The organism is Streptococcus sp. K0074 (genome assembly GCF_048843365.1).
Taxonomy (GTDB): Bacteria; Bacillota; Bacilli; order Lactobacillales; family Streptococcaceae; genus Streptococcus; species Streptococcus mitis_BM.
On record NZ_CP184836.1, the window covers coordinates 393,942 to 412,883 of the forward strand.

The following is an 18,942-nucleotide window of genomic DNA, read 5'->3' on the forward strand; positions in this document are numbered from 1 at the left end:
GATTGTAAATGGGCACTAGAAGTTTTTGAAAACGCTTGAAATATGATATAATAGTTTCATAGTTATTTTTAGGAGGATATCATGGGGAGATTTTTAGACTTTGTCTTTAATCGTTTCTTTTTAGGGATGATTGCGACAGCCTTCTTTTGGCTATTAACTTTAGCAGGAGGGATTATCCTTGGTCTAGCGCCGGCTAGTGCCACCTTGATGAGCCTATATGCAGAACATGGTTATAGCTTTCGGGAATACAGTTTGAAGGAGGCGTGGTCTCTTTATAAGCAAAATTTCGTCTCAAGCAACCTGATTTTCTATAGCTTTTTAGGGGTGGATCTAGTTTTGGTATATGGCCTGTATCTCTTGGTGCAATTGCCTCATCAGACTATTATTCATTTGATTGCGACCTTTTTAAATGTTCTAGTAGTTGCCCTGATCTTTTTGGCTTATACAGTATCTTTGAAATTGCAAGTTTATTTTGGCTTGTCTTATCGAAATAGTCTCAAATTATCCTTGATTGGCATCTTTATGAGCTTAGCGGCTGTGGCAAAGGTTCTCCTTGGCACAGTGCTACTTGTGGCAATTGGTTACTATATGCCTGCCCTACTTTTCTTTGTAGGAATTGGGATGTGGCATTTCTTTATCAGTGATATGTTGGAACCGGTCTATGAAAGTATCCATGAAAAATTGGCGACAAAGTAGAATGAAGCAGTTTTGGCTACATACGCTTCTGAGAACCTACAGTTCAGTTATGATGATTATTATTGCGAGTTTTGCAATCTTACTCTCTTACGCTGACTGGGATTCACGGGAAAAGGAAGCTCAAAGAGTAGCCCAGCGTGTAACCACTCGAACAGTCGAAGAGGTGGAGTATTATTATCGCGAGTCAGCCCAGCTAGCGCAAGATTTAGTAGCCAATCAAGACCGAATACAAGGGGTTTATAAGTACTTTAGCCTGTCAACTTCTGAGTATTTTTATTGGCTGTTGGAGCATCAAGCGGCTTCGTCAACTTCTATTTCTCTGTATGAAAATATCGATGACCTGTATGTTCAGAATGACTATATAACGGGTGTTGCAATCGTCTTGCAGGACTTTAAAGAAGTTTATGTTTCGAGTAGAAATGAGAGAGGGGGTCATTCGGTACTTGCGGAAGGCTTTAAACCAGAGGCCAATAGTTTTGGAGTTCCTATTTTAGATCCAGCGACGGATCAATCGATAGGGGTTGTTTATATCTCCTTGGATCCAGAAATCTTATACCATGCTGTAGACAATACCCGAGGTCATATCCCGATGGCTGTTACTGTGACATCGCCTTTTGATACGGAGATTTTTCATATTGGTGAGAGGGTCAATAGGGAGCATGAAAACTGGTTTGTCGGTGTGACCTCTCATGGCTATCAGGTTCAGGTGGCAGTTCCCAAAAACTTTGTTTTACAAGGAACAGTGACTAGCTCTGCTTTGATTGTGGGCTTGAGCCTTCTCTTTATTGTCATTCTCTATCTGACTTTGAGGAAGACTTTCTCAAATTATCAAAAGCAGGTAGTGGATTTGGTGGATTCTATCCAAGCTATTGCCCAAGGACAAGAAGGTCTTCGCATTGATACGCTTGAAAAGGATCAGGAATTGCTCCTAATCGCGGAGACGACCAATGATATGTTGGATCGATTGGAAAAGAACATTCATGATATTTACCAGTTAGAGATTAGTCAAAAAGATGCTAATATGCGAGCCCTGCAGGCGCAAATCAATCCTCATTTTATGTATAATACGCTGGAATTTTTACGTATGTACGCAGTCATGCAAAGTCAAGATGAGTTGGCAGATATCATTTATGAGTTCAGTAGTCTATTACGTAACAATATTTCTGACGAAAGAGAAACTCTTCTCAAACAGGAATTAGAATTTTGCCGTAAATACAGTTATCTCTGCATGGTTCGCTATCCCAAGTCCATTGCCTATGGTTTCAAGATAGACCCAGAACTAGAGAATATGAAGATTCCCAAATTTACCTTACAACCGCTGGTAGAAAATTATTTCGCTCATGGTGTTGACCACAGACGGACAGATAATGTGATTAGCATCAAGGCGCTTAAACAGGATGGTTTTGTAGAAATTTTGGTGGTCGATAATGGCCGTGGAATATCGGTTGAAAAACTGGCAAGTATTCGAGAAAAATTAAGGCAAAGACATTTTGAACACCAAGCCAGCTACAGTGCCCAAAGGCAGTCTATCGGGATCGTCAATGTACACGAGCGTTTTGTGCTCTATTTTGGGAATCGCTATGCCATTACTATAGAGTCTGCGGAGCAAGCAGGTGTTCAGTATCGTATTACAATTCAAGATGAGTAGAAAGGGAGAAAATGTATAAAGTATTATTAGTAGATGATGAGTACATGGTGACAGAAGGTCTGAAACGTTTGATTCCCTTTGATAAGTGGGATATGGAGGTCGTCGCAACAGCCAGTCATGCCGATGAAGCCCTAGAATATGTTCAGAACAATCCCGTCGATGTCATTATTTCAGATGTCAATATGCCCGACAAAACAGGGCTTGATATGATTCGGGAAATGAAAGAGATCTTACCAGATGCCGCCTATATCCTGCTGTCAGGTTATCAGGAGTTTGATTATGTAAAAAGAGCAATGAATCTTAGTGTGGTGGACTATCTGGTTAAGCCTGTTGATAAGGTAGAGTTAGGAAATCTGCTGGAGAAGATTGCAGGTCAGCTCGGCGAGAGAAGAAAGAAAAGTCAGACTCTCAGTCAAGATTTAGACGAGGCTGGATTTGTTAGTTATTTAGGTGGTAAGGAGAATTGGTGGATAGGTCTATCCAAGGAAAAGCAAGGTTCCTTCACCATTCCCTACTATGTCTTGGGTCAAGACTGGCAGATTTTCATTTCTGACCAACCCCTAGATGGTTTAGTCGTTACTCCCTTTGAAGCTCCTTATCAAGAACACTTTGAACGCTGGAAGCTGAATGCTGAGAAAGCCCTCTTTTACGGTTCTGTAAATCTAAAACAGTCTGAGAGTCTCTTTACCTACTACGAACCGATTTATAGGGTTATCATTCAGGGGAATCTCAATCAAATCGTGGAAGAGTTGAATCTTTTGGAGAAGGTGGTTCTTGAAAATACACCGCGTGTTCCGATTACCAAACAGCTTTTTATCCAGTTTGTCATGGATGTTTTCCACTTATTTGAACATCTCAAAGCTGATGATATGACGAATATCGTCAAAACCATTCATGCTATTCAATCCTTCGATGAATTGGTTCCTTATATCAAGGAAACTCTGACTCGATTCTTTGGGCAATATCGTATGAATGAAAATGTGGTCAGTGTGCTGGAAGTCATTGGGCGTGATTATCAGAAAGAACTTTCCCTCAAGGATATCAGTAAAGATCTCTTTATCAATCCTGTCTATCTAGGTCAGTTGATTAAGCGAGAAACCAATTCGACCTTCGCAGAATTACTAAACAAACAACGCATTAAGGCTGCCCAGCAGCTCTTGCTTTCAACTAGTGACAGTATCGAAGATATTTGTTATGCTGTTGGTTACAGTAACGTTGGATATTTCTATAAAGTGTTCCGAAAATTGTGCGGAAAGTCTCCCAAAGCCTACCGAAAACAGGTAGAAACGATACTATAAGATTTGTATTCCCTTACAAAAGGTGCTATAATATAAATAATAATATCAGGAGGTTCTATCATGAAAAAGAAACCGATTTATCTATGGGTCTTGCTAATCTTGTCTGCTCTTATTTCAGCTATGTCTCTGTTTGGAATGTTGAGTCCCTTGCCTAGCAAAGAAGCTCTTCGTGCCGCTCAGAAACAAGTTGCAGGGGTCAGTGCTCAGCAATTAGAAGACCAGCTTAATTACACCTATAGAGTAGCAGAATCAACTCATTCTATTTTTAATATGGCCTTGATTGTGCTATCTGCTATTTTAGTTGCAGTAGCGATTGTCTTCCTTGTTCGTAAGAATTTGCAATATGCAAACTATACTTATGTCGGCTATGTTTTGCTAGCCATTATTGGTTCGATTTATGGCTATGTTGGTTTACAGGACGCTGTGCAGTTAGTTCACGATGAAAGCATGCGTTTAGGGATAAGTGTTATTTCACAAGCCGTTAGCATTCTCTCTATCGTCATCAATGTTCTTTTCCTAGCTCTTGTCTTCTACAAGATTTGGCGTCAACAGAAAACCTTGGCTGAAGAAGAGGAAACAGAAGAAGTTGCTTAAGTATTGACAAAAAAGAGCTATCAAGTTACAATCTTGGTAGTTCTTTTTCGATTAAAAATAAAATCATGGAGGTACATATGAATACAATTTCTTTAGTTTATATCAGTCTGAGTGGTAACACTGAGAGTTTTGTGACACGCTTGAAAGACTATCTCTTGTCCCAGTACGAGGGAATTGAGGTTCAAAAGATTCATATTAAGGATTTGGTAAAGGAAGGTCACGATTTCTATGAAATGGATCATCCCTATGTTGCTTTTTTGCCTACTTACCTCGAAGGTGGGAATGGCGTGGATAACGGAGATGTTGAGATTTTGACGACACCAGTGGGGGATTTTATCGCCTATGGTGACAATGCTAGTAAGTGTTTTGGTGTGGTTGGTTCAGGAAATCGTAACTTTAATAACCAATACTGCCTGACAGCCAAGCAATACAGTCAACGTTTTGGTTTCCCTGTATTGGCTGACTTTGAAATGCGAGGTATGCTGGGAGATATCAAACGTGTCGCAGCTATTATCGCAGATTTGTATGAGTTGGAAAGAGAGAATTAATACTCAATGAAAATCAAAGAGCAAACTAGGAAGCTAGTCGCAGGTTGCTCAAAGCACAGCTTTGAGGTTGCAGATAGAGCTGACGTGGTTTGAAGAGATTCTCGAATAGTATAAAGTTCTTATAAGAGGTGGTTGAAGTTGTTCAACTGTTTTTTGAGTATAAACAGTCTTTGAGAACGTAAAAAAGCATAAGTTCAGGTCTTCAAAACCTTGTTCTTATGCTTTTTATCATAGAAATATTTGCTGAATTTTCTCTTAAAATGAAACCTTATCTTCATCTAGAGCTTGTTAGTTATCCTGCTTTTCCGATTGCGAGTGCATAGATAAAGAAGATGGCGAAGCCAAAGAGGAAAATCAATCCTGCAATGGCAAGGTGTTTGAGCCAAGAAGGAAGATTTTTGTTTTCACGCGTTACCAAGGCGTAGTTTAAAAGAGCGAAGAATGGTGTTGTCAGGAAAGAACCAATCATGGCAAAGCGGAGCATGGTTGAAACTTGACCAGCGAAGAACTTGATAATGACGATACCGATAATAGCAGTAATGGTCATCCAGATGTTCAAAGATTTACGATTGTCTTCTTTTTGACTGATTAGCAGTCGGAGAGATTCCTGATTGACACGAGAGTAACCATCGATAACAGTGATAACTGTTCCAAAGATACATAGGAAGGCAATAAAAGTAATCAAGTAACGGGACCATTCTCCAAGAACAGAGGCATACATGCCCACGAATTGAGAGATGTATTTGGCTGAAGCGGCTTCAACTGCTTGCCCTGTAGGATACTGAATTAGTGCTCCCAGTGCTACAAAGAACACAGCTAGGATGGCTGTTCCAATGTAACCAACGTTAAAGTCAAATAGAGCGTCCTCTGTGTTAAAGTTGACGGTCTTTTTCTTTTCAGCAGACCAAAGTGAATTGATAGCTGAAATTTCAATAGGAGCCGGCATCCACCCTAAGAGGGAAACGATGAAGGGTAGAGCTGCCATTTGCCAAGGTGTTTTCTCGACAAAATTAGAACTGTATTCTGGATGCTTGACCGCCGCGATGATAACTGCAAGAACAGTTGCAATGGTCAAAGCTGACATGATCCATTTTGCCATGCCGTCTAAGAGTTTGTAGCCTCCAAAGAGTAACATAGCCCAAATGATGGCAACGAGAATGAGGGACCACTGAGTGATGCTAAGACCGATCATTGGGAAGGCGCTGGCGATGATAGCTGAGCACAGAATGGCGACACCAGCTGTGTTGACCATAGCCGAAAAGATATTGAGGATAAAGAAAATCCAGAGATAGAGTTTTCCTTTTTCGGCATAACCTTCAACCAAAGTCTTTCCAGTATCAGCGGTGTATTCAGCACCAAAACGGAAAAATGGATATTTAAAGACATTGGCTAAGATGACCAAGAGGAGTAGCGACCACCCATAAGAACCACCAGCTTGAGTAGAAGATACAATGTGAGAACCTCCAACAGCGGCAGAAGCCATTAGGATTCCAGGTCCCATTGCTTTTAGTTTACTTGTCCAGGTTGATTGATTTAACGAAATAGCTTGCGACATGATAAATACTCCTTTTTGAATTTTCAGAATAATCTGGATATGTAATCTATATTCTACAAAAAACTTTAGGAAAATGCAAGAATATTTTGAAAAAAGATAGAAAATTACAGAAAATTTACAAAGAAGATCTGAAAATAACCGCTATGATAGAAAGGTGCAGCAGGATACAGAAAAACCGAGAAGTTTCTTTCTCGGTTTTGCTTATTATGAGGTTCTTACTTTTTATGCTCCAAGAGTTGATTGATGTGATCTACTTTTTTAGCCTCTCTTTTATAGAGAATAGCCCAGATGATGAGATAGACAATCGCAAACTCGATAATGAGTTGGAGATAGAAAATCCAGTGGAAGGGGAACCAACCTGCTAGGGTTGCTAATGGGATAAAGCCAGCCAGCATAAGGAAGAAATGGGAAAGCGTCGCACGAAGCATGCTCCAGTCACGCTTGAACAAGTTATTGCCAAAACTAAAGAGAATGCCGATGGCTGCCCAGATAAGGGTACAGTAGAGCAAGATTAGGGCACCGTGAACCTGATGTTGAGCCATCACTTGGCCGATGATAGAGTAGGGATTTAGTGGTGCGTAGGTATTTGGTGCATAAATGAGTGAAAAGATGATAGAGAGGATGAGGCCGATGAGGACACCAGTAGCTGCGTCGTGGAAGATTTGTTTTTTCATAGTTCTAATTTCTCCTTGATGGTTTTTAGATAACGGCGTGAAGAGTAGGTGAAGCTTTCGTTTTTCAAGAAAATTTCAACCAGGCCGTTGGGCGTAAGCTTGAGATGGGAGATGGAGTCGATATTGATGATTTCTGATTGGGAAATTTGAATAAAAGTTGTTGGCAGAATTTCAAGGACCTGATAGAGTCGCAAATCAATGGTGTAGGTCTGATTCGCCGTTTCTGCTAGAACCTTTCGATTCTCGATATAGAAGCGTTGTATCTTACCAATCTTAACTAGATAGACCTGATTATCGATTTTCCCTTTAATTGTTTCTGTTCGGTCAAGATTTTCTGCGAACTCGATGACTTTCTGGATTTTATCGGTTTCTTGAGGCGCTTGGACAATCAGTCTTTCCTCTTCGTAAGTTTCACTAATCTGTAGTTCTACTTTCATAAATTTCTCTCCTTGTTTTTCATACAAAATTGTGATCACTTCTTGTACACCTTTATTAAACACTATTTTTCAGCCCCTTGCAAGGGACTTTGTCTATGTGGAGGGATTTGTATCCTATGTGGTGCTTGCTTTTCTGTCCTATCTGAAATATGGTATAATAGCACTAATCAATTTCTAGGAAAATAGATACGGAAAGGGGCTGAAAAATGTCTCATATTATTGAATTGCCAGAGGTGTTGGCAAACCAAATCGCGGCTGGAGAGGTTATCGAGCGTCCAGCTAGCGTTGTTAAGGAGCTGGTAGAAAACGCCATTGACGCGGGTTCTAGTCAGATTATCGTTGAAATTGAAGAAGCTGGTCTCAAGAAGATTCAAATCACAGATAATGGTCATGGAATTGCCCACAATGAGGTGGAATTGGCCCTGCGTCGTCATGCGACTAGTAAGATAAAAAATCAAGCAGATCTCTTTCGGATTCGGACGCTTGGTTTTCGTGGTGAAGCCCTTCCTTCTATCGCGTCTGTCAGTGTACTGACTCTGTTGACGGCGATGGATGGTGAGAGTCATGGGACTAAGCTCGTTGCGCGTGGGGGAGAAGTAGAAGAAATCATCCCAGCGACCAGTCCGGTGGGAACCAAGGTTTGTGTGGAGGACCTTTTTTTCAACACGCCTGCCCGCCTCAAGTATATGAAGAGCCAGCAGGCGGAGTTGTCTCATATCATTGATATTGTCAACCGTCTGGGCTTGGCCCATCCTGAGATTTCTTTCAGCTTGATTAGTGATGGCAAGGAAATGACGCGGACAGCTGGGACTGGTCAATTGCGCCAAGCTATCGCAGGGATTTACGGTTTGGCGAGTGCCAAGAAGATGATTGAAATTGAAAATTCTGACCTTGATTTCGAAATTTCAGGTTTTGTGTCCTTGCCTGAGTTAACTAGAGCCAACCGCAACTATATCAGTCTCTTCATCAATGGCCGTTATATCAAGAACTTTTTACTCAATCGTGCAATTCTTGATGGCTATGGCAGTAAGCTCATGGTGGGCCGTTTTCCACTGGCTGTCATTCACATCCATATCGACCCTTATCTAGCAGATGTCAATGTGCATCCAACCAAGCAAGAGGTGCGGATTTCCAAGGAAAAAGAACTGATGACCCTGGTTTCAGAAGCTATTGCAAATAGCCTCAAGGAACAAACCTTGATACCAGATGCCTTGGAAAATCTTGCCAAATCGACCGTGCGCAATCGTGAGAAGGTGGAGCAGACCATTCTCCCACTCAAAGAAAATACGCTCTACTATGAGAAAACTGAGCCGACAAGACCTAGTCAAGCTGAGGTGGCTGATTATCAGGTAGAATTGACTGATGAAGGACAGGATCTAACCCTCTTTGCCAAGGAAACCTTGGACCAATTGACCAAGCCAGCAAAACTGCATTTTGCAGAGAGAAAGCCTGCTAACTACGACCAGCTAGATCACCCAGAGCTAGATTTAACCAGTCTGGATAAGGCCTATGATAAGCTGGAGCGAGAAGAATCATCAAGCTTCCCAGAGTTGGAATTTTTCGGTCAGATGCACGGGACTTATCTCTTTGCCCAAGGGCGAGATGGACTTTACATCATAGACCAGCATGCGGCTCAGGAACGGGTCAAATACGAGGAATACCGTGAAAGCATTGGCAATGTTGACCAGAGTCAGCAACAACTCCTAGTGCCCTATATCTTTGAATTTCCAGCGGATGATGCCCTCCGTCTCAAGGAAAGAATGCCTCTCTTAGAGGAAGTGGGTGTCTTTCTAGCAGAGTACGGGGAAAATCAATTTATTTTACGTGAACATCCTATTTGGATGGCAGAAGAAGAGATTGAATCAGGCATCTATGAAATGTGCGACATGCTACTCTTGACCAAGGAAGTTTCGATCAAGAAATACCGAGCAGAGCTAGCCATCATGATGTCCTGCAAGCGATCTATCAAGGCCAACCATCGTATCGATGATCATTCAGCTAGACAGCTCCTTTATCAGCTCTCTCGATGTGATAATCCCTACAACTGTCCCCACGGACGTCCTGTTTTGGTGCATTTTACCAAGTCGGATATGGAAAAGATGTTCCGACGTATTCAGGAAAATCACACCAGTCTCCGTGAGTTGGGGAAATATTAAACTAAAAGGAAAATTATGTACGAATATTTAAAAGGAATCATTACCAAAATCACTGCTAAATACATTGTTCTTGAAGTCAACGGTATCGGTTATATCCTGCATGTGGCCAATCCTTATGCTTATTCAGGTCAGGTTAACCAAGAAGCTCAAATTTATGTGCATCAGGTCGTACGTGAGGACGCTCATCTGCTTTATGGATTTCGCTCAGAAGACGAGAAAAAGCTCTTTCTCAGTTTGATTTCGGTATCTGGGATTGGTCCTGTATCAGCTCTTGCTATTATCGCTGCCGATGACAATGCTGGCTTGGTTCAAGCCATTGAAACCAAGAATATCACCTACTTGACCAAGTTCCCTAAAATTGGCAAGAAAACAGCCCAGCAGATGGTGCTAGACTTGGAAGGCAAGGTAGTAGTTGCAGGAGATGACCTTCCTGCCAAGGTCGCAGTGCAAGCTAGCGCTGAAAACCAAGAATTGGAAGAAGCCATGGAAGCCATGTTGGCTCTGGGCTACAAGGCGACCGAACTCAAGAAAATCAAGAAATTCTTTGAAGGAACGACAGATACAGCTGAGAACTATATCAAGTCGGCCCTTAAAATGTTGGTCAAATAGGAGCAGAGCATGACAAAACGTTGTTCGTGGGTCAAGGTGACCAATCCGCTCTATATCGCCTATCATGATGAGGAGTGGGGGCAGCCCCTCCATGATGACCAAGCATTGTTTGAGTTGTTGTGTATGGAAACCTATCAGGCTGGTCTGTCTTGGGAAACGGTACTAAACAAACGCCAAGCTTTCCGAGAAGCCTTTCATGGCTATCAAATTCAAGCAGTCGCAGAGATGATCGATACCGAATTGGAAGCCTTGCTGGATAATCCAGCCATCATCCGAAATAGAGCCAAGATTTTTGCTACACGCGCTAACGCCCAAGCCTTTCTACGACTACAGGAAGAATATGGCTCTTTTGATGCCTATCTTTGGTCCTTTGTTGAGGGGAAAACGATCGTTAACGATGTTCCCGATTACCGTCAAGCCCCAGCTAAAACACCCTTGTCTGAGAGATTAGCCAAAGATCTCAAAAAACGAGGCTTCAAGTTCACAGGCCCAGTCGCCATCTTGTCTTTTATACAAGCAGCAGGCCTAGTTGATGACCATGAGAATGATTGTGAGTGGAAAAGCGGTCATTAGTGTGTACAGATAGCTAGCATATCTGAGAATATAGAAAAAAGCTGAGAAATTTATCTCAGCTTTTTATACATACTAGTATATTTGTTAGAGTGAAGTCAGAAAAGTGATTCCACCTAAAATAACACCGGCTGAATTTGGAATGATTAATATCCAATCCTTCTTAGGTTCTTTTGTCCATCCATAAATAACCCAGATTAAGCAAGATATAGCAGCTGATAAAGGTTGAAATGGTTGAGCTTTATTTCCCTGTAAATTAGCGATAATTTGAGGAATGTAGGCAATAAATACTATAATTCCAATAAAGGCTCCAATAGAACCTACGATTCGATTAATTTTTTGTTTTGTCATATACACCTCCTTCAAAAGGATATCATAGAAATTAGCGAAATGCAATAAATTCAGATATAAATTGTAACGAAAACCAATACAAAAGCACAAAAATAGAGAAACTATTTATTTTTTGTTATAGTCAAAGCGAATGACTTGTTCCTGTGCATCTACATGAGCGTGGACTCCAAAGGGAACAATGGCTCTTGGAGTTGCGTGGCCGACATTCAGATTATAGACAATCGGGATATTGCTATCAATGATATCCAATAGTGCCTCTTTATAGTCGTCATAGAAAGTTTCATCCATAGGTTTTCCGACCAAGAGTCCACTGATGACCTCGAATATGCCAGTGTCCTTTAAATTTCGCAACATCTTTTTGAAGTCTTCGGACTCAGGCTTTTCTTCGCTTGTTTCTAGCAAGAGGATTTTTCCTGCCCAGTCTGATAAGTCAGGGAAGAGTTTGTACTTTTGGCAGAGGTCAGTGCTATCTGCGTATCGAGAATTGTCAAAGATATCGTAGAGGGATTCGAGACACCCACCGAGGATTTCTCCCTCGAACTGGGCATTTCCTTGCAACAAGTCAAAACCAGTGTTTGCATGACTGACACGAGCTGTCCCCAGAGCCTTGGGACTAAAATCAGTTCGTTCCTCATACCAAACGTCACTAGGGTGGATTTCTGAGATTCTTCCAGTCTCAATCAATTCTTTAAAGTAGTGAAAGCTATAGGGCAACATATCCTTGTCCAATTCACAAATATCTGCTAAAAAGGATTGCCCATAAAAAGTCTTGATTCCTAGTTTATGCAACATGAGATGGTTCATGGTTGTATCTGAGAAGCCAAGAAAAATCTTTTGTTTGATAACTTTTCCTAGTTGGTCATTTTCAAAAAGATAGGGCAACAAACGATAGGTATCGTCTCCACCGATGGCACATAGGATCATGTCGATGCTATCATCGGAAAAGGCTTGCATCAAATCCTCTGCACGCGCTTCAGGATGGTCCTTGATAAAGTCTAAGCCTTTTAACGAATGGGGTAAAAAGATAGGATTAAGTCCTGAGTCCTTGAGACGTTGGACACCCAAATCCACTTCGTGTTTGACAAAGTCTTCTCCTATAATGCCACTAGATAAACTAACAATACCAACAGTAGAAACCATATCTCATCCTCCTAGAAATAGATTGATACTCTTCGAAAATCAAATTCAAACCACGTCAGCTTTGCCTTGCCGTACTCAAGTACAGCCTGCGGCTAGCTTCCTAGTTTGCTCTTTGATTTTCATTGAGTATGAGCCTATTCTATCACAAAAAATGAGAGAAAACTATAGGAATTAGAGTCAGAAGTACTATTGAATCTCAAGAAAGCAAGTGAAAAAGCAACCGCCTGTGCAGTTGCTTTTCGTTTTTCTAATCTCACTAGATATGAGTTACTTGGTCAACTCTTGATTATAGGAGAGGGCTAAATCAATCCAGTAAGGAAGTTCTTTTTGACCTTCGATATCTAGGTCTATATAGCCATGATAAGGTCGCCCTCTCATCAATGTGGTATGAGCTCCTGTTCGGGGTAGAACTTGCTTTTCCGTTTCTTTGCCAATTCTCACCATAACCAGCTCGTCCTTTCTGGAACTGACAGTAAGGACCATTTTCCCACGAATTATAAAGGCCAGACCACCAAACAGTTTCTTTTCTTCTAACTCTTCTTCGAAAATTTGGGGAGGAAGTTTGAGTGCTAGAATTTTTCGAATCTGCTTAGCTAAAGATTGACTATATGCCATAGCTTTTCACTTTTCTTAATAACGTGATGGGCCCGCGCTTGCGCTTCGGATGTTCAAGCGTTTCTTGAGATAGAAGCGAAGAGCTAGGAGGGCCGCTCCGATAATAGCTAGTGGCAATGGAGCCAGTACTGGGTTAAGGCTAGCTGGTAGGAAGCTTGTTGCAAAGAAGACAAGCAACCAAAGGAACATAGAAGCTAGGATAACCAGTACAGATTTCCAGAAAGGTGGGCGTTGACTGCGATCCATGTCTGGTCCATAATATTGGTAAACAAAGTAGTACATCAAGTAGAAGGCAAATCCACCAACCAGTCCAACTAGCAGAAGGGTAATCAAACCGTAACCGATAGCCTGATCTGCTGAGAAGAAGGTTGTAAGGGCGCTGACGAGGGCAAAGAGGCTAGTGATGAAAAGAGCCGAGTCCATAATCATGAGTTTTGGATCATCATTTTCTTTTGGATGCTCTTTTTCATATTGCTCCTTGACAGTGAAGCTATGAGCCCAGTGAGTCGGTGCGCCATAGAGGGAACGAGCGGTCGTACCTTTGGCTTGCTCTTCAAGGATTTGGGGAATAACTTCCTCAAAAATAGCCTTAATTTCAGCATCTGTTTTCCCATCTTTGATGAATTGTTGGGTAGCGATGTGGACAAACTCTTGGTTTTTCTTGGTTAATTTTTGTAGATCAATCTGAGACATAGGAACTCCTCTTAGAACCATTTTTTATGGATGAGATAGAGAGTGAGCGAGACACTCATAGCAAAGGCGATAAAGACGATTAACCAGAAGGCATTTGGCTCGCCGTTTAGGGGGATTTCATTATCCTTAAAGTTCATCCCGTAGGCAGAAAAGACCATGGTTGGGATGGACATGACGATGGTCACAAGGGCCAAGGTTTTCATGATGTTGTTCTGGTTGTTAGAAATGATAGAGGCGAAGGTCTCTGTCATAGAATGCAAGACGTTTCCATAAATGTCTGCCATCTCGATGGCCTGTTGGGTTTCAATCAGGGTATCTTCAAGCAGGTCTTCGTCCTCAAGGTATTTCTTGATATTGCTGGTTGAGCTGGTCAATTTCTTAATCACACGCTCATTTGTTTTGAGGGAGGCCTTGAAATAGACGATGGTTTTTTCCAATTCCATGAGCTCAATCAATTCTTCATTACGAGTTGATTGATGCAGTTGACTTTCGATTTGTTCGCTCTTACGGTCAATCGAACGAAGGGCTGTTAGGTAAAGCTCTGCATTGCGATAGAGAATCTGGAAGATGAAACGCGAACGCATGAACGTATAAAAATTACGCAAGCGACGGTTGATAAAGACATCGAGGACTGGTAATGGTTCCAAACACGTAGTGATAATGGTTTCCTCGGTGATGATAATACCAAGCGGGATGGTTACGTAGTAGGTGCGGTTATTTCTTTCCTCTGTGACCGGAACGTCAACGATAATCAGGGTGTACTCGTCTTCAATGGTAATACGAGACATTTCTTCCGCATCGAGTGGTGCACGAAGGTCGGCAATATCAATATCGAAGGCGTTAGCGATTTCGAGTGATTCATTTTGAGTCGGATTGACGAGATTGATCCAAGTACCCGGTTCAAGTGTATCGATCTCTTTAAATTCAGTTGTTGTAGAGAGAAAAACTTGTTTCATATCCCTTATCCTTTCTCATTTTTCAGATTTTTTCACACCGTACTATTATACTACAAAATCGGCCTTTTGGGTAATAGAATCTCACTTTTTTTGGTATAATGGTAAGCAATAATGGACTAGAAAGAACAAAGATGCAAGATAAAATTGTCATTCATGGGGCGCGTGCCCATAATTTAAAAAATATTGATGTAGAGATTCCGCGAGACAAGTTGGTTGTTGTGACTGGTTTGTCAGGTTCAGGGAAATCCAGTCTGGCCTTTGATACCCTCTATGCGGAGGGTCAACGTCGCTATGTGGAGAGTTTGTCAGCCTACGCTCGTCAATTCTTGGGAAATATGGAAAAACCAGATGTGGATGCCATTGATGGTCTCAGCCCAGCTATTTCTATCGACCAGAAAACGACTAGTAAAAACCCTCGCTCGACGGTGGGAACCACGACTGAAATCAATGACTATCTGCGTCTCCTTTACGCGCGTGTGGGGACGCCTTACTGTATCAACGGGCATGGGGCTATCAAGGCTTCTTCTGTGGAGCAAATCGTTGATAAGGTTTTGGAGTTACCTGAACGCCAGCGCCTACAAATTTTAGCACCAGTCATCCGCAAGAAAAAAGGCCAACATAAGAGTGTTATCGAGAAGGTTCAGAAAGACGGTTATGTCCGTGTCCGTGTGGATGGGGAAGTCTATGATGTGACCGAAGTGCCAGAGTTGTCTAAGAGCAGGCAACACAATATTGATGTCGTGGTTGACCGTATTGTTATCAAGGAGGGCATTCGTAGTCGTCTCTTTGATTCCATTGAGGCTGCCCTTCGTATTGCAGAAGGTTATGTCATTATCGATACTATGGACGACTCTGAGTTGCTCTTCTCTGAGCATTATGCCTGTCCAGTTTGTGGATTTACTGTTCCAGAGTTAGAGCCACGTCTCTTCTCCTTCAATGCTCCTTTTGGTTCTTGTAGTGAGTGTGATGGTTTGGGTATTAAGCTGGAGGTGGATACTGATTTGGTAGTGCCAGACGCTAGTAAAACGCTACGTGAGGGAGCCTTGGCCCCTTGGAATCCTATCTCATCTAACTACTATCCAAACATGCTGGAACAAGCTATGACAGCTTTTGGAGTGGATATGGATAAGCCCTTTGAAGACTTGTCAGAAGAAGACAAGAACTTGATTCTCCACGGATCAGATGGCAAGGAATTCCATTTCCACTATGAAAATGAATTTGGTGGTGTGCGCGATATTGACATTCCTTTTGAAGGAGTTGTCAATAATATCAAGCGTCGCTATCACGAGACAAACAGCGATTACACTCGCACCCAGATGCGTCTCTACATGAATGAGCTGACCTGCGGAACCTGTCATGGTTACCGTCTTAACGACCAGGCCTTGTCTGTCCGTGTGGGTGGTGAGAACGGGCCACATATCGGAGAAATTTCAGACCTGTCTATCGCAGACCACTTGGACTTGGTGAGACAGCTAACCTTGTCTGAAAATGAAGCCATCATTGCTCGCCCTATTCTCAAGGAAATCAAGGACCGCTTGACCTTCCTTAATAACGTGGGCCTTAACTATCTGACCCTGTCGCGTTCGGCAGGAACCCTTTCAGGTGGGGAAAGTCAGCGTATTCGCTTGGCAACCCAAATTGGTTCCAATCTATCAGGTGTCCTCTATATCCTAGATGAGCCGTCAATCGGTCTTCACCAGAGGGATAATGACCGTCTGATTGCCAGTCTCAAAAAGATGCGTGACTTGGGCAATACTCTTATCGTGGTGGAACATGACGAAGATACCATGCGTGAGGCTGATTATCTGATTGATGTTGGTCCCGGTGCCGGTGTTTTTGGTGGGGAGATTGTTGCCACAGGTACGCCCAAGCAGGTGGCTCGCAACAGTAAGTCTATCACAGGCCAGTACTTGTCAGGCAAACGTGCCATTCCAGTGCCAGAAGAGCGACGTGTCGGAAATGGTCGTTTTATCGAGGTGACAGGAGCGCGTGAGAACAACCTGCAAAATGTCACAGCTCGCTTCCCACTAGGAAAATTTATCGCAGTGACAGGGGTATCAGGTTCAGGGAAATCGACCCTAATCAATAGCATTCTCAAAAAAGCTATTGCTCAGAAGCTCAACCGTAATTCAGATAAGCCTGGTAAGTTTAAAACGATTACAGGGATTGAGCATGTTGATCGTTTGATTGATATTGACCAGAGCCCTATCGGACGAACACCAAGGTCTAACCCAGCTACCTATACAGGAGTTTTTGACGATATACGTGACCTATTTGCCCAGACAAATGAAGCCAAGATTCGAGGCTACAAGAAGGGACGTTTCAGTTTCAATGTCAAGGGCGGTCGTTGTGAAGCCTGCTCAGGTGACGGGATTATCAAGATTGAGATGCACTTCTTGCCAGATGTTTACGTGGCTTGTGAAGTCTGCCACGGGACTCGCTACAACAGTGAAACCCTAGAAGTCCACTACAAGGAAAAGAATATCTCGCAGGTCTTGGACATGACTGTCAACGATGCGGTGGAATTCTTCCAACACATTCCAAAGATTCAACGTAAACTTCAGACTATCAAGGATGTGGGATTAGGCTATGTTACGCTAGGACAGCCAGCTACCACCCTTTCTGGAGGAGAAGCCCAGCGTATGAAGTTGGCTAGTGAACTCCACAAACGATCGACAGGAAAATCTTTCTACATTCTGGATGAGCCGACGACAGGTCTTCATACCGAGGATATCGCTCGCTTGCTTAAGGTTTTAGCTCGCTTTGTCGATGATGGCAATACAGTTCTTGTCATTGAGCACAATCTGGATGTTATCAAGACGGCAGACCATATTATTGACTTGGGACCTGAGGGCGGTGTCGGTGGTGGAACCATCATCGCAACAGGAACTCCAGAAGAAGTAGCTGCTAACCAAGCCAGCTACACAGGACAGTATTTGAAAGGAAAATTACATCATGAATAAACGCGTACAAGCATTTCTAGATAAAATGCAAGAAAAAGAACTAGATGGTATCATCATCAATAACCTTAAAAACGTCTACTACTTGACTGGTTTTTGGGGCTCAAACGGAACAGTCTTTATCAGCCGCGACCGTCAGGTCTTGGTGACAGACTCTCGCTATATCATTGCAGCCAAGCAAGAAACCAGTGGCTTTGAGATTGTGGCTGACCGTGATGAATTGGCTGTCATTGCAGGCATTGTCAAGGATATGGGCTTGTCTCGTATCGGTTTTGAGGATGAGATTTCAGTCTCTTATTATCACCGTATGCAGGCAACCTTTGAAGGAATTGACTTGCTTCCACAAACTCAGTTTGTCGAAGGTCTTCGAATGATTAAGGATGAAGCGGAGATTGCAGCTATTCGCAAGGCTTGTTCTATCTCAGACCAAGCTTTCCGCGATGCGCTTGACTTTATTAAGCCAGGAAAGACTGAAATTGAGATTGCCAACTTCCTTGACTTCCGCATGCGTGAGTTGGGAGCATCTGGCTTGTCTTTTGACACTATCTTAGCTAGCGGAATAAACTCTTCTAAGCCCCATGCCCATCCAATGCACAAACCAGTGGAGTTGGGAGAAGCTATTACCATGGATTTCGGCTGCCTCTATGACCACTATGTCAGTGATATGACACGGACTATCTATCTGGGGCATGTCAGCGACGAGCAGGCAGAGATTTACAATACGGTTTTGAAAGCCAACCAAGCCTTGATTGACCAAGCCAAGGCAGGATTAGGTTTCCGAGACTTTGACAAAATTCCTCGTGATATTATCATCGAGGCAGGCTATGGCGACTACTTTACCCACGGTATCGGACACGGTATTGGACTGGATATCCATGAGGAACCATACTTTAGCCAGACTTCTACAGAAACTATTAAGGCAGGTATGGCCTTGACAGATGAGCCAGGTATCTATATCGAAGGCAAATATGGCGTTCGTATCGAGGATGATATTCTGATTACAGAGACAGGTTGTGAATTATTGACCCTTGCTCCAAAAGAGTTGATAGTTATTTAAGAGTTAAACAACTCAAATGATTGACTTTTAAATTTTAAAGGTTTATACTGAAAAATGAAAACGGTAGGTGAGGCTACCATAGGGATACGGATGACTACCGCAAAGCAGTGGAGACACTACTCGTTGGTCAACAGTCCTGGTCGCGAAGGCCAAGACTAAGCTCATTACATTGCCCTATGGAGTTAAAGCTTGAACGAAAAACAGATAGTTAGTTTTTTAATCCTGCCATTTTATGGTGGGATTTTCTACTGTTTAAAAAGAAAGGAGATAAACGATGCAAATTGACGATCATCCGGAACCGCACATACACAGCCAATCGCTGATTTGTGTCGTTCTGCCCTTATAAAGTGATTGGTCTCTGTGTATGAAACACATCATTCATACA

18 protein-coding genes and 1 riboswitch are annotated in these 18,942 nt (G+C 42.5%); of the genes, 10 read left to right on the forward strand and 8 right to left on the reverse strand.

Annotation, left to right across the window (positions count from 1 at the left end):
- Window positions 1-81: 81 nt before the first annotated feature.
- From ACN076_RS02030 to nrdI, 5 genes are all read left to right on the forward strand, one after another.
- Window positions 82-696, forward strand: coding sequence for a YesL family protein (locus ACN076_RS02030; protein ID WP_420790052.1), 615 nt, complete (start codon window positions 82-84; stop codon window positions 694-696).
- Window positions 674-2,344, forward strand: coding sequence for a sensor histidine kinase (locus tag ACN076_RS02035; RefSeq protein ID WP_420790053.1), 1,671 nt, complete (start codon window positions 674-676; stop codon window positions 2,342-2,344). Before ACN076_RS02030 ends, ACN076_RS02035 begins: the two co-directional genes overlap by 23 nt.
- Before the next feature lie 11 nt (window positions 2,345-2,355).
- Window positions 2,356-3,642: a response regulator transcription factor gene (locus tag ACN076_RS02040; protein WP_261043261.1), complete on the forward strand. Its 1,287-nt coding sequence runs from the start codon at window positions 2,356-2,358 to the stop codon at window positions 3,640-3,642.
- Window positions 3,643-3,702: 60 nt separating this feature from the next.
- Window positions 3,703-4,236 (forward strand): ABC transporter permease, encoded by a 534-nt coding sequence (locus tag ACN076_RS02045; protein WP_101782099.1) that lies wholly within the window; start codon window positions 3,703-3,705, stop codon window positions 4,234-4,236.
- A gap of 77 nt (window positions 4,237-4,313) precedes the next feature.
- Window positions 4,314-4,784 (forward strand): class Ib ribonucleoside-diphosphate reductase assembly flavoprotein NrdI, encoded by a 471-nt coding sequence (gene nrdI / locus ACN076_RS02050; protein ID WP_371491461.1) that lies wholly within the window; start codon window positions 4,314-4,316, stop codon window positions 4,782-4,784.
- A gap of 292 nt (window positions 4,785-5,076) precedes the next feature.
- On the opposite strand, the gene ACN076_RS02055 is transcribed toward nrdI, so the two are convergent.
- The 3 genes from ACN076_RS02055 to ACN076_RS02065 form a co-directional block, all read right to left on the reverse strand.
- Complete coding sequence (locus tag ACN076_RS02055; protein WP_101782101.1) at window positions 5,077-6,339, reverse strand: NRAMP family divalent metal transporter; 1,263 nt, start codon at window positions 6,337-6,339, stop codon at window positions 5,077-5,079.
- Between the two features lie 215 nt (window positions 6,340-6,554).
- Complete coding sequence (locus ACN076_RS02060) at window positions 6,555-7,013, reverse strand: DUF3021 domain-containing protein (RefSeq protein ID WP_101782102.1); 459 nt, start codon at window positions 7,011-7,013, stop codon at window positions 6,555-6,557.
- Complete coding sequence (locus ACN076_RS02065) at window positions 7,010-7,450, reverse strand: LytTR family DNA-binding domain-containing protein (RefSeq protein WP_261037898.1); 441 nt, start codon at window positions 7,448-7,450, stop codon at window positions 7,010-7,012. Before ACN076_RS02065 ends, ACN076_RS02060 begins: the two co-directional genes overlap by 4 nt.
- Before the next feature lie 206 nt (window positions 7,451-7,656).
- Here ACN076_RS02065 and mutL point away from each other — a divergent pair, with 206 nt between their 5' ends.
- Genes mutL through ACN076_RS02080 form a run of 3 tightly spaced genes read left to right on the forward strand, consistent with a single transcriptional unit; the run spans window position 7,657 to window position 10,788 of the window.
- Entirely contained in the window at window positions 7,657-9,606 is a 1,950-nt protein-coding gene (gene mutL, locus ACN076_RS02070; RefSeq protein WP_261071123.1) for a DNA mismatch repair endonuclease MutL, read from the forward strand.
- Between the two features lie 15 nt (window positions 9,607-9,621).
- On the forward strand, window positions 9,622-10,215 hold the full coding sequence (gene ruvA, locus ACN076_RS02075) for a Holliday junction branch migration protein RuvA (RefSeq protein ID WP_000273423.1): 594 nt from the start codon (window positions 9,622-9,624) through the stop codon (window positions 10,213-10,215).
- A gap of 9 nt (window positions 10,216-10,224) precedes the next feature.
- Window positions 10,225-10,788: a DNA-3-methyladenine glycosylase I gene (locus ACN076_RS02080; protein WP_101782106.1), complete on the forward strand. Its 564-nt coding sequence runs from the start codon at window positions 10,225-10,227 to the stop codon at window positions 10,786-10,788.
- A gap of 84 nt (window positions 10,789-10,872) precedes the next feature.
- On the opposite strand, the gene ACN076_RS02085 is transcribed toward ACN076_RS02080, so the two are convergent.
- The 5 genes from ACN076_RS02085 to ACN076_RS02105 all read right to left on the reverse strand — a co-directional run bounded on the left by ACN076_RS02085 (window position 10,873) and on the right by ACN076_RS02105 (window position 14,540).
- A complete protein-coding gene (locus ACN076_RS02085; protein WP_000166114.1) occupies window positions 10,873-11,136 on the reverse strand; it encodes a SemiSWEET family transporter in 264 nt (87 codons plus the stop codon).
- Between the two features lie 105 nt (window positions 11,137-11,241).
- Window positions 11,242-12,276, reverse strand: coding sequence for a S66 family peptidase (locus tag ACN076_RS02090; protein WP_101782107.1), 1,035 nt, complete (start codon window positions 12,274-12,276; stop codon window positions 11,242-11,244).
- A 267-nt stretch (window positions 12,277-12,543) separates the two neighbouring features.
- Window positions 12,544-12,891 carry a TfoX/Sxy family protein gene (locus tag ACN076_RS02095; protein ID WP_101782108.1) on the reverse strand — a complete coding sequence of 116 codons (348 nt, stop codon included), beginning with the start codon at window positions 12,889-12,891 and terminating at the stop codon, window positions 12,544-12,546.
- A gap of 15 nt (window positions 12,892-12,906) precedes the next feature.
- A complete protein-coding gene (locus ACN076_RS02100) occupies window positions 12,907-13,584 on the reverse strand; it encodes a DUF1129 domain-containing protein (RefSeq protein WP_101782109.1) in 678 nt (225 codons plus the stop codon).
- Window positions 13,585-13,595: 11 nt separating this feature from the next.
- Complete coding sequence (locus tag ACN076_RS02105; RefSeq protein ID WP_000815623.1) at window positions 13,596-14,540, reverse strand: magnesium transporter CorA family protein; 945 nt, start codon at window positions 14,538-14,540, stop codon at window positions 13,596-13,598.
- A gap of 131 nt (window positions 14,541-14,671) precedes the next feature.
- Here ACN076_RS02105 and uvrA point away from each other — a divergent pair, with 131 nt between their 5' ends.
- Together uvrA and ACN076_RS02115 are read left to right on the forward strand one after the other, a co-directional pair.
- On the forward strand, window positions 14,672-17,503 hold the full coding sequence (gene uvrA / locus ACN076_RS02110) for an excinuclease ABC subunit UvrA (protein WP_420790054.1): 2,832 nt from the start codon (window positions 14,672-14,674) through the stop codon (window positions 17,501-17,503).
- Complete coding sequence (locus ACN076_RS02115; RefSeq protein ID WP_141230336.1) at window positions 17,496-18,557, forward strand: M24 family metallopeptidase; 1,062 nt, start codon at window positions 17,496-17,498, stop codon at window positions 18,555-18,557. The genes uvrA and ACN076_RS02115 overlap by 8 nt, the downstream gene beginning before the upstream one ends.
- 51 nt (window positions 18,558-18,608) lie before the next feature.
- Window positions 18,609-18,764, forward strand: a riboswitch (M-box (ykoK) riboswitch).
- Window positions 18,765-18,942 lie beyond the last annotated feature (178 nt).

Coding starts and splice junctions, on each gene's coding strand:
- ACN076_RS02030 (WP_420790052.1), top strand. CDS start 82: ATGGGGAGATTTTTAGACTTTGTCTTTAATCGTTTCTTTTTAGGGATG.
- ACN076_RS02035 (WP_420790053.1), top strand. CDS start 674: ATGAAAAATTGGCGACAAAGTAGAATGAAGCAGTTTTGGCTACATACG.
- ACN076_RS02040 (WP_261043261.1), top strand. CDS start 2,356: ATGTATAAAGTATTATTAGTAGATGATGAGTACATGGTGACAGAAGGT.
- ACN076_RS02045 (WP_101782099.1), top strand. CDS start 3,703: ATGAAAAAGAAACCGATTTATCTATGGGTCTTGCTAATCTTGTCTGCT.
- nrdI (WP_371491461.1), top strand. CDS start 4,314: ATGAATACAATTTCTTTAGTTTATATCAGTCTGAGTGGTAACACTGAG.
- ACN076_RS02055 (WP_101782101.1), bottom strand. CDS start 6,339: ATGTCGCAAGCTATTTCGTTAAATCAATCAACCTGGACAAGTAAACTA.
- ACN076_RS02060 (WP_101782102.1), bottom strand. CDS start 7,013: ATGAAAAAACAAATCTTCCACGACGCAGCTACTGGTGTCCTCATCGGC.
- ACN076_RS02065 (WP_261037898.1), bottom strand. CDS start 7,450: ATGAAAGTAGAACTACAGATTAGTGAAACTTACGAAGAGGAAAGACTG.
- mutL (WP_261071123.1), top strand. CDS start 7,657: ATGTCTCATATTATTGAATTGCCAGAGGTGTTGGCAAACCAAATCGCG.
- ruvA (WP_000273423.1), top strand. CDS start 9,622: ATGTACGAATATTTAAAAGGAATCATTACCAAAATCACTGCTAAATAC.
- ACN076_RS02080 (WP_101782106.1), top strand. CDS start 10,225: ATGACAAAACGTTGTTCGTGGGTCAAGGTGACCAATCCGCTCTATATC.
- ACN076_RS02085 (WP_000166114.1), bottom strand. CDS start 11,136: ATGACAAAACAAAAAATTAATCGAATCGTAGGTTCTATTGGAGCCTTT.
- ACN076_RS02090 (WP_101782107.1), bottom strand. CDS start 12,276: ATGGTTTCTACTGTTGGTATTGTTAGTTTATCTAGTGGCATTATAGGA.
- ACN076_RS02095 (WP_101782108.1), bottom strand. CDS start 12,891: ATGGCATATAGTCAATCTTTAGCTAAGCAGATTCGAAAAATTCTAGCA.
- ACN076_RS02100 (WP_101782109.1), bottom strand. CDS start 13,584: ATGTCTCAGATTGATCTACAAAAATTAACCAAGAAAAACCAAGAGTTT.
- ACN076_RS02105 (WP_000815623.1), bottom strand. CDS start 14,540: ATGAAACAAGTTTTTCTCTCTACAACAACTGAATTTAAAGAGATCGAT.
- uvrA (WP_420790054.1), top strand. CDS start 14,672: ATGCAAGATAAAATTGTCATTCATGGGGCGCGTGCCCATAATTTAAAA.
- ACN076_RS02115 (WP_141230336.1), top strand. CDS start 17,496: ATGAATAAACGCGTACAAGCATTTCTAGATAAAATGCAAGAAAAAGAA.